Source organism: Asticcacaulis sp. AND118, from assembly GCF_020535245.1.
Lineage (GTDB): Bacteria > Pseudomonadota > Alphaproteobacteria > Caulobacterales > Caulobacteraceae > Asticcacaulis.
Genome location: NZ_CP084910.1, coordinates 1063090 through 1078638, shown reverse-complemented (window position 1 = coordinate 1078638; position 15549 = coordinate 1063090). Strand labels below are relative to the sequence as shown.

General features: G+C 62.7%; 14 protein-coding genes and 1 riboswitch. Of the genes, 4 read left to right on the top strand and 10 right to left on the bottom strand.

Annotated elements, in window-relative coordinates:
- Positions 1-61: 61 nt before the first annotated feature.
- Positions 62-1168: a succinylglutamate desuccinylase/aspartoacylase family protein gene (locus LH365_RS05260; RefSeq protein WP_226745124.1), complete on the top strand. Its 1107-nt coding sequence runs from the start codon at positions 62-64 to the stop codon at positions 1166-1168.
- 41 nt (positions 1169-1209) lie between these two features.
- On the opposite strand, the gene LH365_RS05255 is transcribed toward LH365_RS05260, so the two are convergent.
- The 5 genes from LH365_RS05255 to gcvT all read right to left on the bottom strand — a co-directional run bounded on the left by LH365_RS05255 (position 1210) and on the right by gcvT (position 9022).
- Entirely contained in the window at positions 1210-1716 is a 507-nt protein-coding gene (locus LH365_RS05255) for a hypothetical protein (RefSeq protein ID WP_226745123.1), read from the bottom strand.
- A 356-nt stretch (positions 1717-2072) separates the two neighbouring features.
- Complete coding sequence (locus tag LH365_RS05250; RefSeq protein WP_226745122.1) at positions 2073-4361, bottom strand: TonB-dependent receptor; 2289 nt, start codon at positions 4359-4361, stop codon at positions 2073-2075.
- Between the two features lie 188 nt (positions 4362-4549).
- Entirely contained in the window at positions 4550-7396 is a 2847-nt protein-coding gene (gcvP, locus tag LH365_RS05245; RefSeq protein WP_226745121.1) for an aminomethyl-transferring glycine dehydrogenase, read from the bottom strand.
- A 129-nt stretch (positions 7397-7525) separates the two neighbouring features.
- The gene (gene gcvH, locus LH365_RS05240; protein ID WP_107874508.1) at positions 7526-7894 is read right to left on the bottom strand and encodes a glycine cleavage system protein GcvH; all 369 of its coding nucleotides are present in this window, start codon (positions 7892-7894) and stop codon (positions 7526-7528) included.
- Between the two features lie 15 nt (positions 7895-7909).
- The gene (gcvT, locus tag LH365_RS05235) at positions 7910-9022 is read right to left on the bottom strand and encodes a glycine cleavage system aminomethyltransferase GcvT (RefSeq protein ID WP_226745120.1); all 1113 of its coding nucleotides are present in this window, start codon (positions 9020-9022) and stop codon (positions 7910-7912) included.
- A gap of 145 nt (positions 9023-9167) precedes the next feature.
- A riboswitch (glycine riboswitch) is annotated at positions 9168-9258 on the bottom strand.
- Between the two features lie 176 nt (positions 9259-9434).
- On the opposite strand from gcvT, the gene LH365_RS05230 reads away from it, so the two are divergent.
- Positions 9435-9629: a hypothetical protein gene (locus LH365_RS05230; protein WP_226745119.1), complete on the top strand. Its 195-nt coding sequence runs from the start codon at positions 9435-9437 to the stop codon at positions 9627-9629.
- On the opposite strand, the gene LH365_RS05225 is transcribed toward LH365_RS05230, so the two are convergent.
- Entirely contained in the window at positions 9616-10365 is a 750-nt protein-coding gene (locus LH365_RS05225) for an NYN domain-containing protein (RefSeq protein WP_226745118.1), read from the bottom strand. The genes LH365_RS05230 and LH365_RS05225 overlap by 14 nt on opposite strands.
- 124 nt (positions 10366-10489) lie before the next feature.
- A complete protein-coding gene (locus LH365_RS05220) occupies positions 10490-11152 on the bottom strand; it encodes a Tat pathway signal sequence domain protein (RefSeq protein ID WP_226745117.1) in 663 nt (220 codons plus the stop codon).
- Between the two features lie 179 nt (positions 11153-11331).
- Here LH365_RS05220 and ispH point away from each other — a divergent pair, with 179 nt between their 5' ends.
- The gene (gene ispH / locus LH365_RS05215; RefSeq protein ID WP_226745116.1) at positions 11332-12282 is read left to right on the top strand and encodes a 4-hydroxy-3-methylbut-2-enyl diphosphate reductase; all 951 of its coding nucleotides are present in this window, start codon (positions 11332-11334) and stop codon (positions 12280-12282) included.
- A 1-nt stretch (position 12283) separates the two neighbouring features.
- Positions 12284-12727, top strand: a complete 444-nt coding sequence (gene rnhA, locus LH365_RS05210) for a ribonuclease HI (RefSeq protein ID WP_226745115.1) — start codon at positions 12284-12286, stop codon at positions 12725-12727.
- A 129-nt stretch (positions 12728-12856) separates the two neighbouring features.
- Here rnhA and LH365_RS05205 read toward each other — a convergent pair whose 3' ends face one another.
- The 3 genes from LH365_RS05205 to LH365_RS05195 all read right to left on the bottom strand — a co-directional run bounded on the left by LH365_RS05205 (position 12857) and on the right by LH365_RS05195 (position 15475).
- Positions 12857-13261 (bottom strand): zf-TFIIB domain-containing protein, encoded by a 405-nt coding sequence (locus tag LH365_RS05205; protein WP_226745114.1) that lies wholly within the window; start codon positions 13259-13261, stop codon positions 12857-12859.
- A gap of 97 nt (positions 13262-13358) precedes the next feature.
- Positions 13359-14327 (bottom strand): TonB-dependent receptor domain-containing protein, encoded by a 969-nt coding sequence (locus tag LH365_RS05200; protein ID WP_255606702.1) that lies wholly within the window; start codon positions 14325-14327, stop codon positions 13359-13361.
- Positions 14328-14350: 23 nt separating this feature from the next.
- Positions 14351-15475, bottom strand: coding sequence for a TonB-dependent receptor plug domain-containing protein (locus LH365_RS05195; RefSeq protein WP_226745113.1), 1125 nt, complete (start codon positions 15473-15475; stop codon positions 14351-14353).
- Between the last annotated feature and the right edge of the window lie 74 nt (positions 15476-15549).

The following is a 15549-nucleotide window of genomic DNA, read 5'->3' as shown; positions in this document are numbered from 1 at the left end:
CCGGGCGCTTGTCATTTAGGCACGGGCCGGTCTAGTGTGTTCCGTTACCGGAGCCCCATTCATGAAACGTCTGATCCCGCTTGCCCTCACCTCGCTGCTGGCCCTCAGCGTTGCCGCCCTGCCCGCTCAGGCCGCCACCACCTATACCGGCGACCGCGTGGACGGGGCTCAGGTCATCGATCAACTCGACATCGCCGACCTGCCTGCGGGTCAGACGACGCGTCTGTGGTTCCGCGTCTCGGATCAGTCGATCGGTCAGGGCTGGTACGTACCCGTTATCGTCATCAAGGGTACAAAGCCCGGCGCGCGCCTGCTGCTCACTGCCGGCATCCACGGCGACGAACTGAACGGCATCGCCGTGGTCGATCGGCTGGTGGCCGAAACCGATCCGAAAACCCTGTCGGGCAGCATCGTCGCCATTCCGGGCCTCAATACGCCAGGCCTGCTGCATTCGACGCGCGGCTTCACCTCGACCGGCGGCACGGGCGGAGCCAATCTCAACCGCCTGATGCCCGGCAATGCCCACGGCAACCCGTCGGACCTCTATGCCAGCCGGCTGTGGTCAAAGCTGTTCATGGGCAATGCCGATCTGGCCGTCGACCTGCATACGCAGTCGCGCGGCACCACCTATCCCATGTACATCTTCGCCGAGACGCCCGGCGCGCGCATCATGGCCGACCATATCGGCGCAGACGTCATCAATATGGACCCCGGCGTCGACGGCGCGGTCGAGAACATGCTCAACGCTCACGGGTTCAGCGCCATCACGCTGGAACTGGGCGGCGCGGAAACCTTCGACAACGAGATGATCGAGCGCGGGCTGAAAGGCCTGCGCAACCTGATGCGTGCCCACGCCATGATAGAGGGCAAGCCGCAGACGCTGAAGACCGGCTTTGTCGGCAACACCACGCTGGACGTCGCCTCGCCGCGCGGCGGCTATGCCTATCTGAAGGTCAGGCTGGGCGATACGGTCAAGACGGGCGACCTGCTGGCCACGGTGCATGACGGACTGGGCCGCGAGACGGGTCGCATCACCGCCCCGCACGACGGGCAGGTCCTGTCGCACATCACTGACCCGCGCGTCGAGCCGGGTCAGATGACGGTGCGACTGATCTGGTGGGACGCCAAGGGGGTCTGCGCCCAGACCGGTTGCCCGCCTAAGAAATAAGCAACAAAAAACCTCCCCATCAGCGATGATTCGGGAGGTTTTTATTTGGCCGATTGCGTGTGGAAGGTGTGACGCCGCGCCTTGCGCAGGAAGCGGCGGCGCACCGGCCCCAGAATACGGTCCTTGGTCTTCAGGACCAGCTTTTCCGTACGCAGCATCTGATGCCAGACGATCGACAGGATCTTGGCGCGCGGACGCAGCAGGCGGCGCACAGGGGTCAGCCACTTGGGATGACGCCGCCAGGTGCGGATGAACTGACGCTTGGCCCAGTAGGAATTGCGCAGAACGACGATCAGGCCGGCGATCGATACCGGCATACCCATCGGACCAGGAAGGGGCGCGATAACGATGCCGAGCACGACCAGGAACGACCCCAAGCCCACCAGAACACCGCGCCACAGGCGGCTGGCACCGCTGCGCACCCGGCTCTTGCGGCGCGTCTTGGTCTTTTTCGAGGGAGCCGGAGCGATCAGCAGAGCGCGCGACTTCGCCACCTTACCGGAGGAAGGTTTGAAAAGTCCTGCGAATAAGCCCTTAGGCCCGCTCATGGTTCTGGCTCCGTTATCCCTCATACGGTTTAGGCCGTCGAAGGGTTCAAATCTGGCAGCAGCCCTTCCGGACTAGCATATCAAGGTTATAAGATCGTAAGTTCAGGCTAATATTTATCGCCACGACCGCGATATGGGAATCATACAGAGGTTTATAAAGAGCCACTAAGGTCCAAAATGGGGCCCTTTCGCCTTAATCCTCCTCACTTTGCGTAAACGAACGATACGGGCCGTGATTGCGGTGGCGATTGTGCTTTTCTCGACACGGTTTTCGGGACCTGCGCATGAAAAAGGCGGCCCCTGAGGACCGCCTTTTCCGTACCCGGAGGATTTGCCCCGACGCCTGCGCCTTGGCTCTACTGCACCTTGACGCTGACGGCGATGCCGACGACGCGCGGCTCGTTCAGCACGGCGGCCATGTAGTTTTCGATCACGCCCTTGAGGTTCTTCTCATTGGTGATGTTACGACCATAGAGCGCCACTTCGTAGCCGCCCTTGTGATTGACATAGCCCAGCTTAAGACCGCCTTCGAAGGTGTTGTCGGAATAGAATTCCGCCGTCTTGTACAGGACGAAATTGGTATAGCCCTGGAATACCCAGTCCGTCGCGGCGAACAACTCCCCATTGACGCCGTAGGGGATACCGTAGCGCGCACCGAGATTGACGGTGTATTCCGGTGCGTTGGGCAGCGGATTGCCGTCGATCTGGGCGAAGGTGTTGCGGCCGACCGTGATGGTCGGGTCCTGCACGGTGCAGACGACCGTATTGGTCGGGTTGGCCGGCACGGTGTTGAGCGTGCAGACCTGCGCATAGACCTTCTTGTCCTTGATCTCGCTGTGCAGCAGGCTGACGCCGCCGGTCAGGGTCAGGTTGGCGGTCGGACGCCATTCGGCCTCGGCCTCAAGCCCGTAGGCTTCGGCTTTGTCGGCGTTGAACAGGACGCCGTTGCCGTTCGAGTCGTTGCCGTTGAGCTGGATGTCGCTGACCTGATAGCCGAACACCGAGGCGTTGAGGCGCAGGGTGCGGTCGAACAGGCGGCTCTTGATGCCGGTTTCATAGGAGGTGGTGGTTTCCGAATCCGCTGTGGTGAAGTCGGCGTTGAACACCGCCGACCGGCCCTGAATCGTCGGGCCGCGGAAGCCGCGCGCGACGCGGGCGAACAGGCTGACATCCGGGCTGACCTCATACAGCGCGCTCAGATCCCAGCTCGGTTCCTTGCCGGTCAGGGTGACGTTGCGGCGGCCCGTATAGGTCACCGCGCCAGCCGCCGTATCGGCGGTCTTGAGCAGGTTGGTGGTCTTCTTGTCCTCGGTCTGACGCACGCCGGCGGTGATCGTCAGGGCGGGGGTCACCTTATAGGCGACCTGACCGAAGAGGGCCGAGGAGGTGTTCTTGTTGCGAAGCGCCACCCAGTTGTTCGGGTTGGCGCCGGTGAAATAGGCGCGCTGATAGAAGTTGGTCAGGTCTTCCGATTTGAAATAGTAGCCGCCGACCTGCCACGACAGGTTGCCGTCTGTGTCGCTGGCCAGGCGCAGTTCCTGCGTATACTGGTCGAGGTCGTTCAGCTTGCCCATGCTCTGACCGTAGAAGGCCAGGGTGTCCTGCGTGACGTTGCCGCCGTCGGTATCGCCGCGGCTGTAGCCGTTGGCGGTCTCATAGGCGCTGATCGAGGTCAGCTTGACGCCGCCGAAGTCGTAGTCGACCTTCACCGAGGCGCCGGAGGTGTGATAGGCCTGCGGGTTGTTCTGGGCTTCGTCATAGGCGACCTGATCCCATTCGCCCGCGACATCGTTAGAGCCCTTCTTCAGGCTGTTGCGGCGGAACAGGGTCGAGGTGCCCTTGTAGTTGCGCGAATGGGCCGAGGCGAGGATCGAGAGGTCTTCAGTCGGGGTGTACAGCAGTTGCAGGCGGACATTGCCGTCTTCGTAGCCGCCCATGGCGTCTGTCTTCGGCGACTGGGTCGAGTCGGCGCTCACGCCGCTATAGGTGTTGTCCACCCAGTGGTCGCGGCTTTGCAGCAGGGCCGACAGGCGGAAGGACAGCTTGCCGGGGAACAGCGCGCCACCGATGCCGGCGTCGAGCGTCGTCGTGCCGTAGGTGCCGTAGGAGGCCGACAGACGGCCCTTATAGTCTTCCGACGGCTTGATCGTGTCGAACTTGATGATGCCGGCCGTGGTGTTGCGGCCGAACAGCGAGCCCTGCGGACCGCGTAGGACTTCGACCTGTTGCAGGTCGAACACCGGGGTCGATTTCAGCACCACGTGCTCCAGCACGACCTCGTCCTGAATGATCGAGACGGGCTGCGAAGCGCCGAGGTAGAAGTCGACATTGCCGAGGCCGCGGATATAGAAGCGCGGGAAGATGCGGCCCGTGGTGGTTTCGGCGTACAGGCCCGGCACGCGGCCCGAAAGCGCCAGCACATCCTCACCGGCGGTTTGCAGGTTGCGCACGGCGTCGCCGTTCAGCGCCGCCACCGAGATCGGCACGCGCTGGATGTTTTCCGAGCGGCGCTGCGCCGTGACGATGACTTCTTCGGTATCGGCGACGGTCTCGGTGGTTTGCGCATTCGCGGCGCAGGCCAGAGACAGCACGCCGAGCGCGGTGGAAAGCAGCGGGCCGGACTTGGCGGCCATCAGCTTGGACATTGGAACAACCCCATGTGAAACGTTTAAGGTTGCCTTGCCTAGAAGTGCGTCCGGCCCGTAACAATCGCGTTTTTTTGATATTTGCGCGACGCATATATGACAAGGGCGGCAACCGGAATGCAAACGGTTGCCGCCCTTGGGTTTTCACACTGTGTCCATCACACAACGCTGTGTGACTTTAGCGTGGATTACTCCGCCGCCTCGTCCATATAGCTCTCGATCGGCGGGCAGGCGCAGACCAGATTGCGGTCGCCATACACATTGTCGATTCGGTTGACCGGCGACCAGTACTTGTTGACCATCGCGCCTTTGGTCGGGAAGCAGGCCTCCTGACGGCTGTAGGCGCGGTCCCAGGTGTCGGAAGCCAAGTCGAAGACCGTGTGCGGCGCGTGACGCAGCGGGCTCTGTTCCGCCGTGAAGCGGCCATTGGCCACGTCGTCGATCTCGCGCCTGATGTCGATCATGGCGTCGCAGAAGCGATCCAGTTCCATCTTGGCTTCGGATTCCGTCGGCTCGATCATCAGCGTGCCCGGCACCGGGAAGCTCATGGTCGGGGCGTGGAAACCGTGGTCGATCAGGCGCTTGGCCACGTCGTCCACGGTGATGCCGGTAGCGTCCTTGATGAGGCGCAGGTCGATGATGCATTCGTGCGCCACGCGGCCCTTTTCGCCGCGATAGAGCACCGGGTAGTGGCCTTCGAGGCGCGCGGCGATGTAGTTGGCGTTGAGGATGGCCACCTCGGTCGCCTTACGCAGGCCCTGATCGCCCATCAGCAGCATGTAGGCGAACGAGATAGGCAGGATCGAAGCCGAACCGTAGGGCGCGGCCGACACGGCCCCCGCCTCGCCCGTCTGCGGGTCGGACGGCAGGAAGGGAGCCAGATGCTTTTTGACGCCGATCGGGCCCATGCCGGGACCGCCCCCGCCGTGCGGGATGCAGAAGGTCTTGTGCAGGTTGAAGTGGCTGACGTCCGAACCGTAGTGCCCCGGACGCGACAGGCCGACCTGGGCATTGAGGTTGGCGCCGTCGAGGTAAACCTGCCCCCCCGCCGCATGGATAAGGTCGCAGATGTCCTTGATCGCTTCCTCGAACACGCCGTGGGTCGAGGGATAGGTGATCATGATGGCCGCCAGATTGGCGGCGTGCTGATCGACCTTGAGCTTCAGATCGGCCATGTCGACATTGCCGGCGTCGTCGCAGGCGACCACCACCGTCTTCATACCGACCATCTGGGCCGAAGCCGGGTTGGTGCCGTGCGCCGAGGCCGGGATCAGGCAGATGTCGCGGTGCGCGTCACCGCGCGACAGGTGGTAACCCCGGATAGCCAACAGGCCGGCATATTCGCCCTGCGCGCCCGAATTGGGTTGCAGCGACACGGCATCATAGCCCGAAATACCGCACAGATAGGCTTCGAGCGTGTCGAACAGGCGCTGATAGCCCCTGGCCTGATCCTTCGGCGCGAAGGGGTGCATGTTCGAGAATTCCGGCCACGTAATGGGGATCATCTCGGTCGTGGCATTGAGCTTCATGGTGCACGAACCCAGCGGGATCATGGTGCGGTCCAGCGCCAGATCCTTGTCCGACAGGCGGCGCATATAGCGCAGCATCTCGGTTTCCGAACGGTAGAGATGGAAGACCGGGTGGGTCAGGATGGCGTCTGAACGACGCAGATTCTCCGGGATGGCCACGCCCTCACCCGCCGCGTCGTCCTTGCCGGCGGCAAAGGCCGCGATGACGCGCTCCAGCACGGCGGGGGTGACGGCTTCGTCCAGCGACACGCCGATATGGGCGTCATCGACGTGGCGGAAGTTGATGCCGTCGGCCACGGCGCGGGCATGGATGGCGGCAGTGTCCGCACCGGTTTTCACGGTGAGGGTGTCGAAGGCGGCTTTGGTCACGACGTTAAAACCGAGGCCGCGCAGACGCGCCGCCAGCCTATCGGTCTTGGCATGGATGGCCGAAGCGATAGCCTTCAGGCCCTCCGGACCGTGATAGACGGCGTACATGGAGGCGATGACCGCCAGGAGCACCTGAGCGGTACAGATGTTAGAGGTCGCCTTTTCGCGGCGGATATGCTGCTCGCGCGTTTGAAGCGCCAGACGGTAGGCCGGCTCGCCGCGGCTGTCGACCGAGACGCCGATCAGACGGCCCGGCATGGAACGCTTCAGGGCGTCTTTCACGGCCATATAGGCGGCATGCGGACCGCCGTAGCCCATGGGCACGCCGTAGCGCTGCATGGAGCCGATGGCGATGTCCGCGCCCAGTTCACCGGGCGAGGTCAGCAGCGTCAGGGCCAGCGGATCGGCGGCCATGGAGACGACCGCGCCATTGGCCTTGGCCGCGGTGATCGCCTGACGGAAATCGCGCACCTCGCCCGACGTACCCGGATATTGCAGCAGGATGCCGAAGACCTCGGCGTCGACATCGGTTTCCGGATTGCCGACGACGATCTCCCAGCCCAGCGGCTCGGCGCGGGTGCGGATGACGGCGAGCGTCTGCGGGTGGCAGTCGGCGTCGACGAAGAAGCGATCGGCCTTGACCCTGGACGAGCGACGGGCCAGCGCCATGGCTTCGGCGGCGGCGGTCGCCTCATCGAGCAGCGAAGCATTGGCCACGTCCAGCCCGGTGAGGTCGCAAAGGAGCGTCTGGAAATTCAGCAGGGCTTCGAGACGGCCCTGGCTGATTTCCGGCTGATACGGCGTATAGGCCGTGTACCAGGCGGGGTTTTCGAGGATGTTGCGTTGGATGACGCCCGGCAGCAGGGTGCCGTAATAGCCCTGCCCGATCAGCGAGATGAAGGACTTGTTCTCAGAGGCTATTCCACGCAGATGCGCCAGCACCGCCTCCTCGTCCATCGCCTCGCCGACGCCCATGGGCGAGCGCTCGCGGATGGCGACGGGGATGGTCTGATCGATCAGGGCATCGATGTCCGACACATTCAATGCCGCCAGCATGGCGGAGATTTCAGGTTCAGACGGACCGATGTGACGACGGACAAAGGCGCCCTGTTCGACGGGCTGATTGGACTTGGACATGGGAACTACTCTTGCCCCCTCTCCCTTGAGGGAGAGGGTCGGGGTGAGGGGGAGTCACTAAATGGCGAGGGCATCCCCCTCACCCGCCCCTGACGGGGCACCCTCTCCCTCAAGGGAGAGGGACACGGATTACAACGTCGCCAGATAGGCTTCGTAGGCTTCGCGATCCATCAGCGCGTCGAGTTGCGACGGATTGGTCAGCTTGATTTTCGCAAACCAGCCGCCGGCCTCCGGCACGGCGTTGACCGTTTCGGGCGCGTTGGTCAGTTCTTCATTGCCTTCGACCACTTCGCCGTCGACCGGCGCATAGACGTCCGACGCCGCCTTCACCGACTCGACCACCGCAAAGGCGTCGCCCTTGGTCAGCACCTTGCCCGCTTCCGGGACTTCGACGAAGACCACATCGCCCAGCGCGTCGGCCGCATAGGCCGAGATGCCGACGAAGGCGGTGCCGTCGCCCTGATCCTTGACCCACTCGTGTTCCTTGGTGAATTTCATGATGACGACCTCTTTTTAAGCCTTGGGTTTGCGGTGATAGGCATTGGGAACGAAGGGAATAGTGACGATCTCGCAGGCATAGGGCTTGCCGCGCACTTCCAGTTTCAATTTAGTGCCGGGGGCCGACTGAGTCGCGGGGACGTAGCCCATGGCGATCGAATAGCCGAGCGACGGCGACGGCACGCCTGACGTGACGATGCCGATAGGCTCACCGTCGGCGCTCAGGATTTTGGCGCCATCGCGCGCGGGCGGACCTTCGAGGACACGGATAGCCACGCGGCTGCGCTGCGGGTTTTCGCGCTCGGACCGGATGCGATCCATGCCGCGGATGTCGCCGCGCTCCAGACGCGACTTCGACATGCCGAAGCTCAGACCCGACTCGACCACGCCATAGGTCTCGTCCATCTCGTGCCCGTAAAGCGGCATACCGGCTTCGAGGCGCAGGCTGTCGCGCGCCCCCAGACCGATCGGCTTGACCTGAGGGAAGGTCAGCAGCAGATCCCACAGTTCGGCGGCGCGGGCGGCGGGGAAGCTGATCTCGAACCCGTCCTCGCCGGTATAGCCCGAACGCGAGATAAAGGCCGTTTCGCCCAGAATGCCGAACGTGCCGCAGTCCATGAAATACATTTCGCAGGCGGCGGGACAGACCTGCGCCATCACCTCGCGAGCGCGCGGCCCCTGCAGCGCCAGCAGCGCGCGGTCGGCGAGGATTTCGAATTGCGTATCGCCTTTGAGGTTGTCGGCGATGATGGCGAAGTCCTGATCCTTGCAGGCGGCATTGACCACCAGGAAGAAACCCGACGCTTGCGGACGCGACACCATCCAGTCGTCGAGGATGCCGCCGGCTTCGTTGAGCAGCAGCGAATATTTCTGCTTGCCGGGCTTGAGCGCCGCGAAATCGGTCGGCGTCAGGGCCTCCAGCGTTTCGACCGCGCCCTCCCCGGTCAGGCGCGCCTGACCCATGTGCGACACGTCGAACAGACCGGCTTCGGCACGGGTCCATTTGTGCTCAGCCATCACGCCTTCGTACTGAACGGGCATGTTGTAGCCGGCGAACGGCACCATGCGCGCCCCAAGGGCAACGTGGCGATCTTCGACAGGCGTGGATTTCAGAGCGGCGCTGGGCATAAACGGCCTCGGATCAGTAAACGTGCGGAATCGCAGAGCTTTTTACAAAAAGTCTGCCCCCGCTGTCCCTGAGACCTGAGAGATTTCAGCGGTCGCCCGCTTTGCTCCGTCGGCGGATGTTCAAAACATCACTTTCCAGCGTGTAGAATGACCGACGGTCCTTTGGCCTGAGCGTTTCCGGGGCGGTTGCGCCTTCGGCGGCGTGAACGAGTCACGCTCTCTCCCGTGGGTCGCCTCGCTTGTGCGTGACGGCGCGTTAAGAGTCAAGAGGCAGGCAGAAGGGCCCCGCCCTCGAAAAGTAATGAAGCGTCTGGAGAGCGCCAGAAGTAAGCACACGCCGGGGCTGCAACCTGTCCCCGCTGAGGCGACGCGTGCCTAAACTAAAGGCACACGCTTCTCAAGGACTCTGCACATGACCCCTTCGCCGACTCCCTCTCATCCGCCCGCCGCCCTCAGCCTCGAAATCCGCGACGTCTTTCAGGGCAGCGCACAGGGCAAGGTCGCCATCGACACGCTGGCTTTTCTGGTGATTTTTCTCAGCGCGCTGATGTTCGGCGCTTTCGTGCTGGCGCGCTTTTATCGCCGCAACCATTCTAGGCGTTATTGACCACGACCTTGAGGTGGCCTTTTTCGCGCAGTTCCGGCGGGTCGTAGGCCTCCGGACGCTCGACCGTCGACGACGGCCCCAGAAGGCGCGAACGGTACTTGGTCATCTGAGGCAGCAGCGAAGCCTCAAGATGCTCGCGCCCGATTTCGACCACGCGGTCGGCGAATTTGAGGATGTGCTTGTTGGGATAGCGTCCCGGCGGGCAGACCAGCACCAGTTCCTTTTTCGGGAAGCGCTCTTTCAGATAGCGCGCCGTGGCCGCATGGTCCCCGTCGGCGGAGACGAGGTAGCAGACGTCGAACAGGTTATCCTCGGCATCGGACGCAATCGACAGGGCCAGATTGACATCGCCCTGCTTTTCGATGGCCAGATGCCACTGGTGACCGCAGGCATTGCACCCGTCGATGGCGGAAACGAAATGCCCGATGCGGCACAGGACGCCGCGAGCCTGAAGCGCACGCATATAGTCCTCGTGGCGCTTCATCTTGGACTTGTTTTGCGGACGGAAGGCCGAGCACCAGACGACGCGCTTCACCACCTCATTATCCGGCGTGATGGCCCAGGCCAAGGCCTTGAGATCAAGCCATTTCAGATAGGGACGCTTATAGGCGTCAACCGCGTGATAGAGGTTGAAGCCGTCATAATATATGGCCGCGCGCTTACGGAAGAAGGGTAGCCTGAAACCACCTGCCCCGCTCGGTGCCGTGCCATTTTTGGCTTTATCTGGCTGCGACATCGACCCCAAAACAACGCAAGCGTTAACCCTCTGCTAACACTAAAGCGCATGTTTCGGCGTTTGTCAGTATCTTTCGGGTGACAGTTTTATTTTCCCCGAAGCGCGATCCACAGAAGGGAATGCCCTACTTCACCTTGGCGAAGCGGAAACGCTTGCCCTGACGGTTGAAGTCGACCATCTGCGGCGTGACGTCGAAGCCGATCAGGACTTCGAAATTCGAACCGGCCACCGAAGACCCGGCGCGCGGGATGACGATATTTTCGATGCGCGTGGCGACATCGACCGTCTGCTTGCCGTTGAAGTTGACTGGCAGGTCGAAATATTCCTTGGCCAGCACGGCCTTGTCGCGGTCGGTCACCGCCACCCAGTAGCGGTAGGTGTTGGAATCGGCGCCCGCCTTGGGGCCCTTGCCCAGCGAGAAGCCGACGATCATGGCAATCTCGATCGGCTCGTCGCCCTTATAGGCGCAATCGGAGGCCACGCCGTTGATCTGACCCGTCCACTTGGCGTCGGACGAGGCTTCCTTGTTGTCCGCAAACTCATGGTAGCGGGCGGCTTCGTAAAGCACCTTCACGTAGGGGCACGGACCGTCGGCGCGGCGCTTGGCCAGACGCAGGTCCTTCTGTTCCCACTCTTCTTCCTTCTTGGCGCGCTTGCCGGCATCGTCCTCGGACTGCTCGCGGTCGCGATCGCGGTTCTGCGCCGCCGCCAGATCAGGCAGAATCGCCGCCGAAGCGACACCGGCCATCGACAGGCCGAACAGAAGCGCACGCAGTTTGGAAGACATGAAGGTCTCTTGAGCTTGAAAAGTCGAAAGGGCGCGGCGAAGCGCCCCCACTTAGTAGCGTCTCGTCCACGATTTTCAAAGGCCTAATCAGGGATGTGGGCGACTTCATGGCGAACGCGTATTGTGCATGACGCACAATGCATATGGCGCGCCGCCGCGAAAACGCTTATCTAACGCGCATGTCCAAGGCTCTTACCCTAAAACTGGCGACGCCGCGCGGTTTCTGCGCCGGGGTCGACCGCGCCATCCAGATCGTTGAACGCGCCCTCGAACTCTATGGCGCGCCGGTCTATGTGCGCCACGAGATCGTGCATAACAAGCACGTGGTCGATCGACTCAAGGGGCTGGGTGCCGTGTTCGTCAAGGAACTGGAGCAGTGCCCGCCGGACCGCCCGGTGGTCTTTTCCGCCCACGGCGTGCCGAAGTCGGTGCCGGCCGAAGCCACCTCGCGTCAGATGTTCTTCCTCGACGCCACCTGCCCGCTGGTCTCAAAGGTCCATGTCGAGGCCGAACGCCACCACGATGCCGGCCGCGAAATCCTGCTGATCGGTCACGCCGGTCACCCCGAAGTCATCGGCACCATGGGACAGTTGCCCGATGGCGTGGTCAAGCTGATCGAAACGGTCGAGGACGTCCGCGCCTTCGTCCCCGTCGACCCGAAAAACCTCGCCTTCGTCACCCAGACCACCCTGTCCGTGGACGACACCGCCGACATCGTCGCGGAACTGAAGTCGCGCTTCCCCGACATCTCCCTGCCGCACAAGGAAGACATCTGCTACGCCACGACCAACCGTCAGGACGCGGTGAAGCGCGTGGCCGAAGACTGCGACCTGTTCCTCGTCATCGGCTCGAAGAAATCCTCCAATTCTCAGCGTCTGGTCGAGGTCGCCCTGCGCGCCGGGGCTCAGGCTGCGCACCTCGTTGACGATGCCTCCGAAGTCGACTGGACTTGGTTCGACGGCGCGAAGACGGTCGGCGTCTCTGCCGGCGCATCCGCCCCAGAGAACCTGATCGAGGGCCTTATCAAGGCCATCCACGACCGTTTCGACGTGTCGATGAGCGAGGACAACGGCGTACGCGAAACCGTGACCTTCAAGCTGCCGCGCGTCCTGACGGAAGCGTCCGCCTGACATGAAAAAGGTGACCATCTATACCGACGGGGCCTGCAAGGGTAATCCCGGCAAGGGCGGCTGGGGCGCGATCCTCACCTTCGGGCCGCACGAAAAGGAACTCTACGGCTACGAGGCGGAGACGACCAATAACCGCATGGAGTTGATGGCCGTCATCATGGCGCTGGAGACGCTGAAAGAGCCGTGCGAAATCGACCTGCACGCCGACAGCCAGTACGTCCTCAAAGGCATCAAGGAGTGGATTCACGGCTGGAAGGCGCGCGGCTGGAAGACCGCCGACAAGAAGCCGGTGAAGAATGACGACCTGTGGATGCGCCTCGATGCGGCCCGTCAGCGGCACAAGATCCACTGGCACTGGGTCAAGGGCCACGCCGGCCATGAGATGAACGAACGCGCCGACGGGCTGGCCAACAAGGCGATTATAGAAGCGGCTGTAAGGGTTTAGTTTTGCGGGGCCACAGGCCCCACACCCCATCACTTGGCGCAAAAGGAAAGGCCGGAGCTTTATACTCCGGCCTTTTTACGTGCTCATGGTTTGGGGGTGCGGGGTCTGCGACCCCGCGTCTTTCATTCCTTAATCGAAGTCGAAAATATCGAGCATATCGAAGCCCTTTTTCTTCTTTCGATTGCCGTACTTGTCGTACTCGATCTTGCGACCGTATTTATCGTACTCCACAGGCCTTCCGTACTTGTCCGTCTGAGGCGGTCGCTGCTGGTGGTAGGGCTGCTGCGGATAGGGTTGCTGATACTGGGGTTGGTGGGGTTGTTGATACTGGGGCTGCGGCTGCGGCGGCGTATATTGTGCCGGCTGCGGTGCAGGCTGAGGCGTCGTCCCACCGGCGGCCAGAGACAGGAGCTTTTCCAGTTCGCCCCGGTCGAGCCACACGCCCCGGCACTGGGTGCAGACGTCGATCAGGATGCCCTCCTTCAAAACCTCACGGAAGTCGTTCCGGCAGACGGGACATTGGAGGGCGGACATGGATTTTCTCCTTTAGAAAGATAGTCTTCCCGATGACATTGGAGCAGTCCGGCTATTGTTCAAGCCCTCGCCTGCCGCGCAATCGGTTTCGCGGCGCTTAATTTCCGAATTTGTAGTTCAGCGCCAACCTGAACGCCTGATCGTAGTGGGTCGCGTCGCCATAACCGCGATAGCGCGCCGTGATCGCTTCTGTGCGCGTCACACGGTTGCGCAGCAGATTGGAGGCGGTCATCACCAGGGTCAGCGACTTGTTAAGCGGATGCGACCAACTGGCCTCCGTCGTCCAGGTCATGCCCGTGTCCGATTGCAGGCCATCCATCTTCATGAGCGTCGCTGAAAGCTGATACTGGTCTCCGCTCAGCTTGGCGCGTTTCGGGGCGTCATACTGCAGCATCGGCTTGAGCATCCAGTTGGTCGTGTCACGGCGGCCGCCGGCTTCCAACGCCTCGGAGCGGCTGCGGTTGAAGCTGGCGCTGCCGCTTTGACTCCACCGGCCTTTGCCCGGCAGAGCCTTGAGCGGAAAGCGCCAGTTCACGTCGAAACCGCCGTACCGGGTGCGCCCGCGATTGACCGGGCGCGACAGGACGACATCGCCCGTCAGCAGGGTGGTGACGTTTTCAATCGCATTATCGGCCTCGCGCAGGAAGACGGCGGCCCCGAAGGAGGCGTCCTTCTTCTCCCAGTCGTAGCTGGCCTCCAGCGAATTGACGAGGACCAGCTTAAGATCGGGATTGCCGCTCTGCGCCCAGCTTACCGAGCCATAAAGCACCTGCGGATCGTACTGCCCCAATGAGATGGGATCGAGCCTGCGGCTATAGCTCAGGCGCACCTTGCCCGCTTCGCCATAGGGGTGGCTGAGGTGCAGGGACGGGAACCACTCGGTCTCGCCTCCGTTGCGACCGACGATCTGACGGCGGCGATCCTCGATGCGCAGGCCCGGCATGGCAGTCCACGTCCCCAGCGGCCATTGCAGGGTGACATAGGCCGAGGATGTCGTTTCGCGTCCGGCAAAGCGGCTGTCGTAGCCGGTTTGACCGGCCACGTCGGTGTCCAGCCCCCGCGCCATGTGCAGATTCTGACGTTGCCAGTTCAGGCCCGCACTGAACAGTTATTGCCCCCCAACGGCTTTTCGTAATCGCTCTTGAGCGCCTGAACGTGCTCGCGCTGAATGTCGCGAGCCTCGCTCATGCCGCTCGTGGCGCCGCTGAACGCGTAGCGAATGCGGTCGCGGTTCTTGTTGAGTTCGTCGCTGATCTCCACCGTCAGCCGTTCGCCCTTGTCGTCGGCATAGGTATAGTTCAGTTCATGGGACCATATGCGCATGAACCACGGTTCATAAGAATGCTCCCGCGTCTGACCGTCGAGGGTGGAGTCGTATTGCGTCCGGCGGTCGCTGGTCCAGCCGGCCTGACTTTGCTTGATCCGCAGCTTTAGCGAACTGCGCGGCCCCAGCTTGTAACCGGCGCGCAGGCCGACGCTGCGCCACAGGTTCGAACTCAGCGCGTAGCTCTCCTCCTGAAAGCGGTCGGTCACCGCGTCGCTGGCGTCCACATAATCGCGCGCAGAGACGGAGCGGTTCTTCTGATCACCGCCATTGGCGTTCAGGCCGAAACCCCACGACCACGGCCCCTTGCCATCGTCGAAGCTGACATTGCCCGAATAGCCGTCACGCGTCCGAAGCGACGCCGATACCGAGCCGCGCCGCTTCACGGCCCCCCGCGGCTTTTTGGTGATGATATTAATGATGCCCTTGCTGGTGGTGGCGGAGAACTGCGCCGAAGGGTTGGTGATGACCTCGATGCGCTCTATTTCCGACGCGGAAAGAATGCGCAAGATCTGCCGCCCCTCGGCCGGCGGGCGACCGTCGACCCAGATGGTCACGCCGGGATCGCCGCGCAGATAGACCTTATCGTCCGGCGTCACCACGACCGAAGGCACCTTGGCCAGCACGTCGCCCAGTTGTCCGGTGATCGCCTGAGGGTCCGTCCTGATGTCGTAGACGCGCCGGTCGATGCGCGTGCCCGACGCCTTGCTGGCCGTAACGGTGATTTCCTCGATCTTTTCGGCTTGTTCCGAAGACTTGCCCGCCGGCGCTTCCACGGGGGCGGCTCCAGATTCAGGGGCCTGCTGCGCCCGGACGGGCACCCCCGTGGCGATCAGGCCCCAGGCCAAAGCAGGTGCCGCCCATACTCCCCATCCGCGTCTGTGCGTCATGATCGCTCCCCCCCGATATCGCGATACCGCATCAGCGCACAGAATCAAGGCCGGATTCGGCTATACACCAGAGC

Bases quoted from the DNA above. Each gene is read 5' to 3' on its own strand.
- LH365_RS05260 (WP_226745124.1), top strand. From the start codon at position 62: ATGAAACGTCTGATCCCGCTTGCCCTCACCTCGCTGCTGGCCCTCAGC.
- LH365_RS05255 (WP_226745123.1), bottom strand. From the start codon at position 1,716: ATGAGCGGGCCTAAGGGCTTATTCGCAGGACTTTTCAAACCTTCCTCC.
- LH365_RS05250 (WP_226745122.1), bottom strand. From the start codon at position 4,361: ATGTCCAAGCTGATGGCCGCCAAGTCCGGCCCGCTGCTTTCCACCGCG.
- gcvP (WP_226745121.1), bottom strand. From the start codon at position 7,396: ATGTCCAAGTCCAATCAGCCCGTCGAACAGGGCGCCTTTGTCCGTCGT.
- gcvH (WP_107874508.1), bottom strand. From the start codon at position 7,894: ATGAAATTCACCAAGGAACACGAGTGGGTCAAGGATCAGGGCGACGGC.
- gcvT (WP_226745120.1), bottom strand. From the start codon at position 9,022: ATGCCCAGCGCCGCTCTGAAATCCACGCCTGTCGAAGATCGCCACGTT.
- LH365_RS05230 (WP_226745119.1), top strand. From the start codon at position 9,435: ATGACCCCTTCGCCGACTCCCTCTCATCCGCCCGCCGCCCTCAGCCTC.
- LH365_RS05225 (WP_226745118.1), bottom strand. From the start codon at position 10,365: ATGTCGCAGCCAGATAAAGCCAAAAATGGCACGGCACCGAGCGGGGCA.
- LH365_RS05220 (WP_226745117.1), bottom strand. From the start codon at position 11,152: ATGTCTTCCAAACTGCGTGCGCTTCTGTTCGGCCTGTCGATGGCCGGT.
- ispH (WP_226745116.1), top strand. From the start codon at position 11,332: ATGTCCAAGGCTCTTACCCTAAAACTGGCGACGCCGCGCGGTTTCTGC.
- rnhA (WP_226745115.1), top strand. From the start codon at position 12,284: ATGAAAAAGGTGACCATCTATACCGACGGGGCCTGCAAGGGTAATCCC.
- LH365_RS05205 (WP_226745114.1), bottom strand. From the start codon at position 13,261: ATGTCCGCCCTCCAATGTCCCGTCTGCCGGAACGACTTCCGTGAGGTT.
- LH365_RS05200 (WP_255606702.1), bottom strand. From the start codon at position 14,327: ATGGCGCGGGGGCTGGACACCGACGTGGCCGGTCAAACCGGCTACGAC.
- LH365_RS05195 (WP_226745113.1), bottom strand. From the start codon at position 15,475: ATGACGCACAGACGCGGATGGGGAGTATGGGCGGCACCTGCTTTGGCC.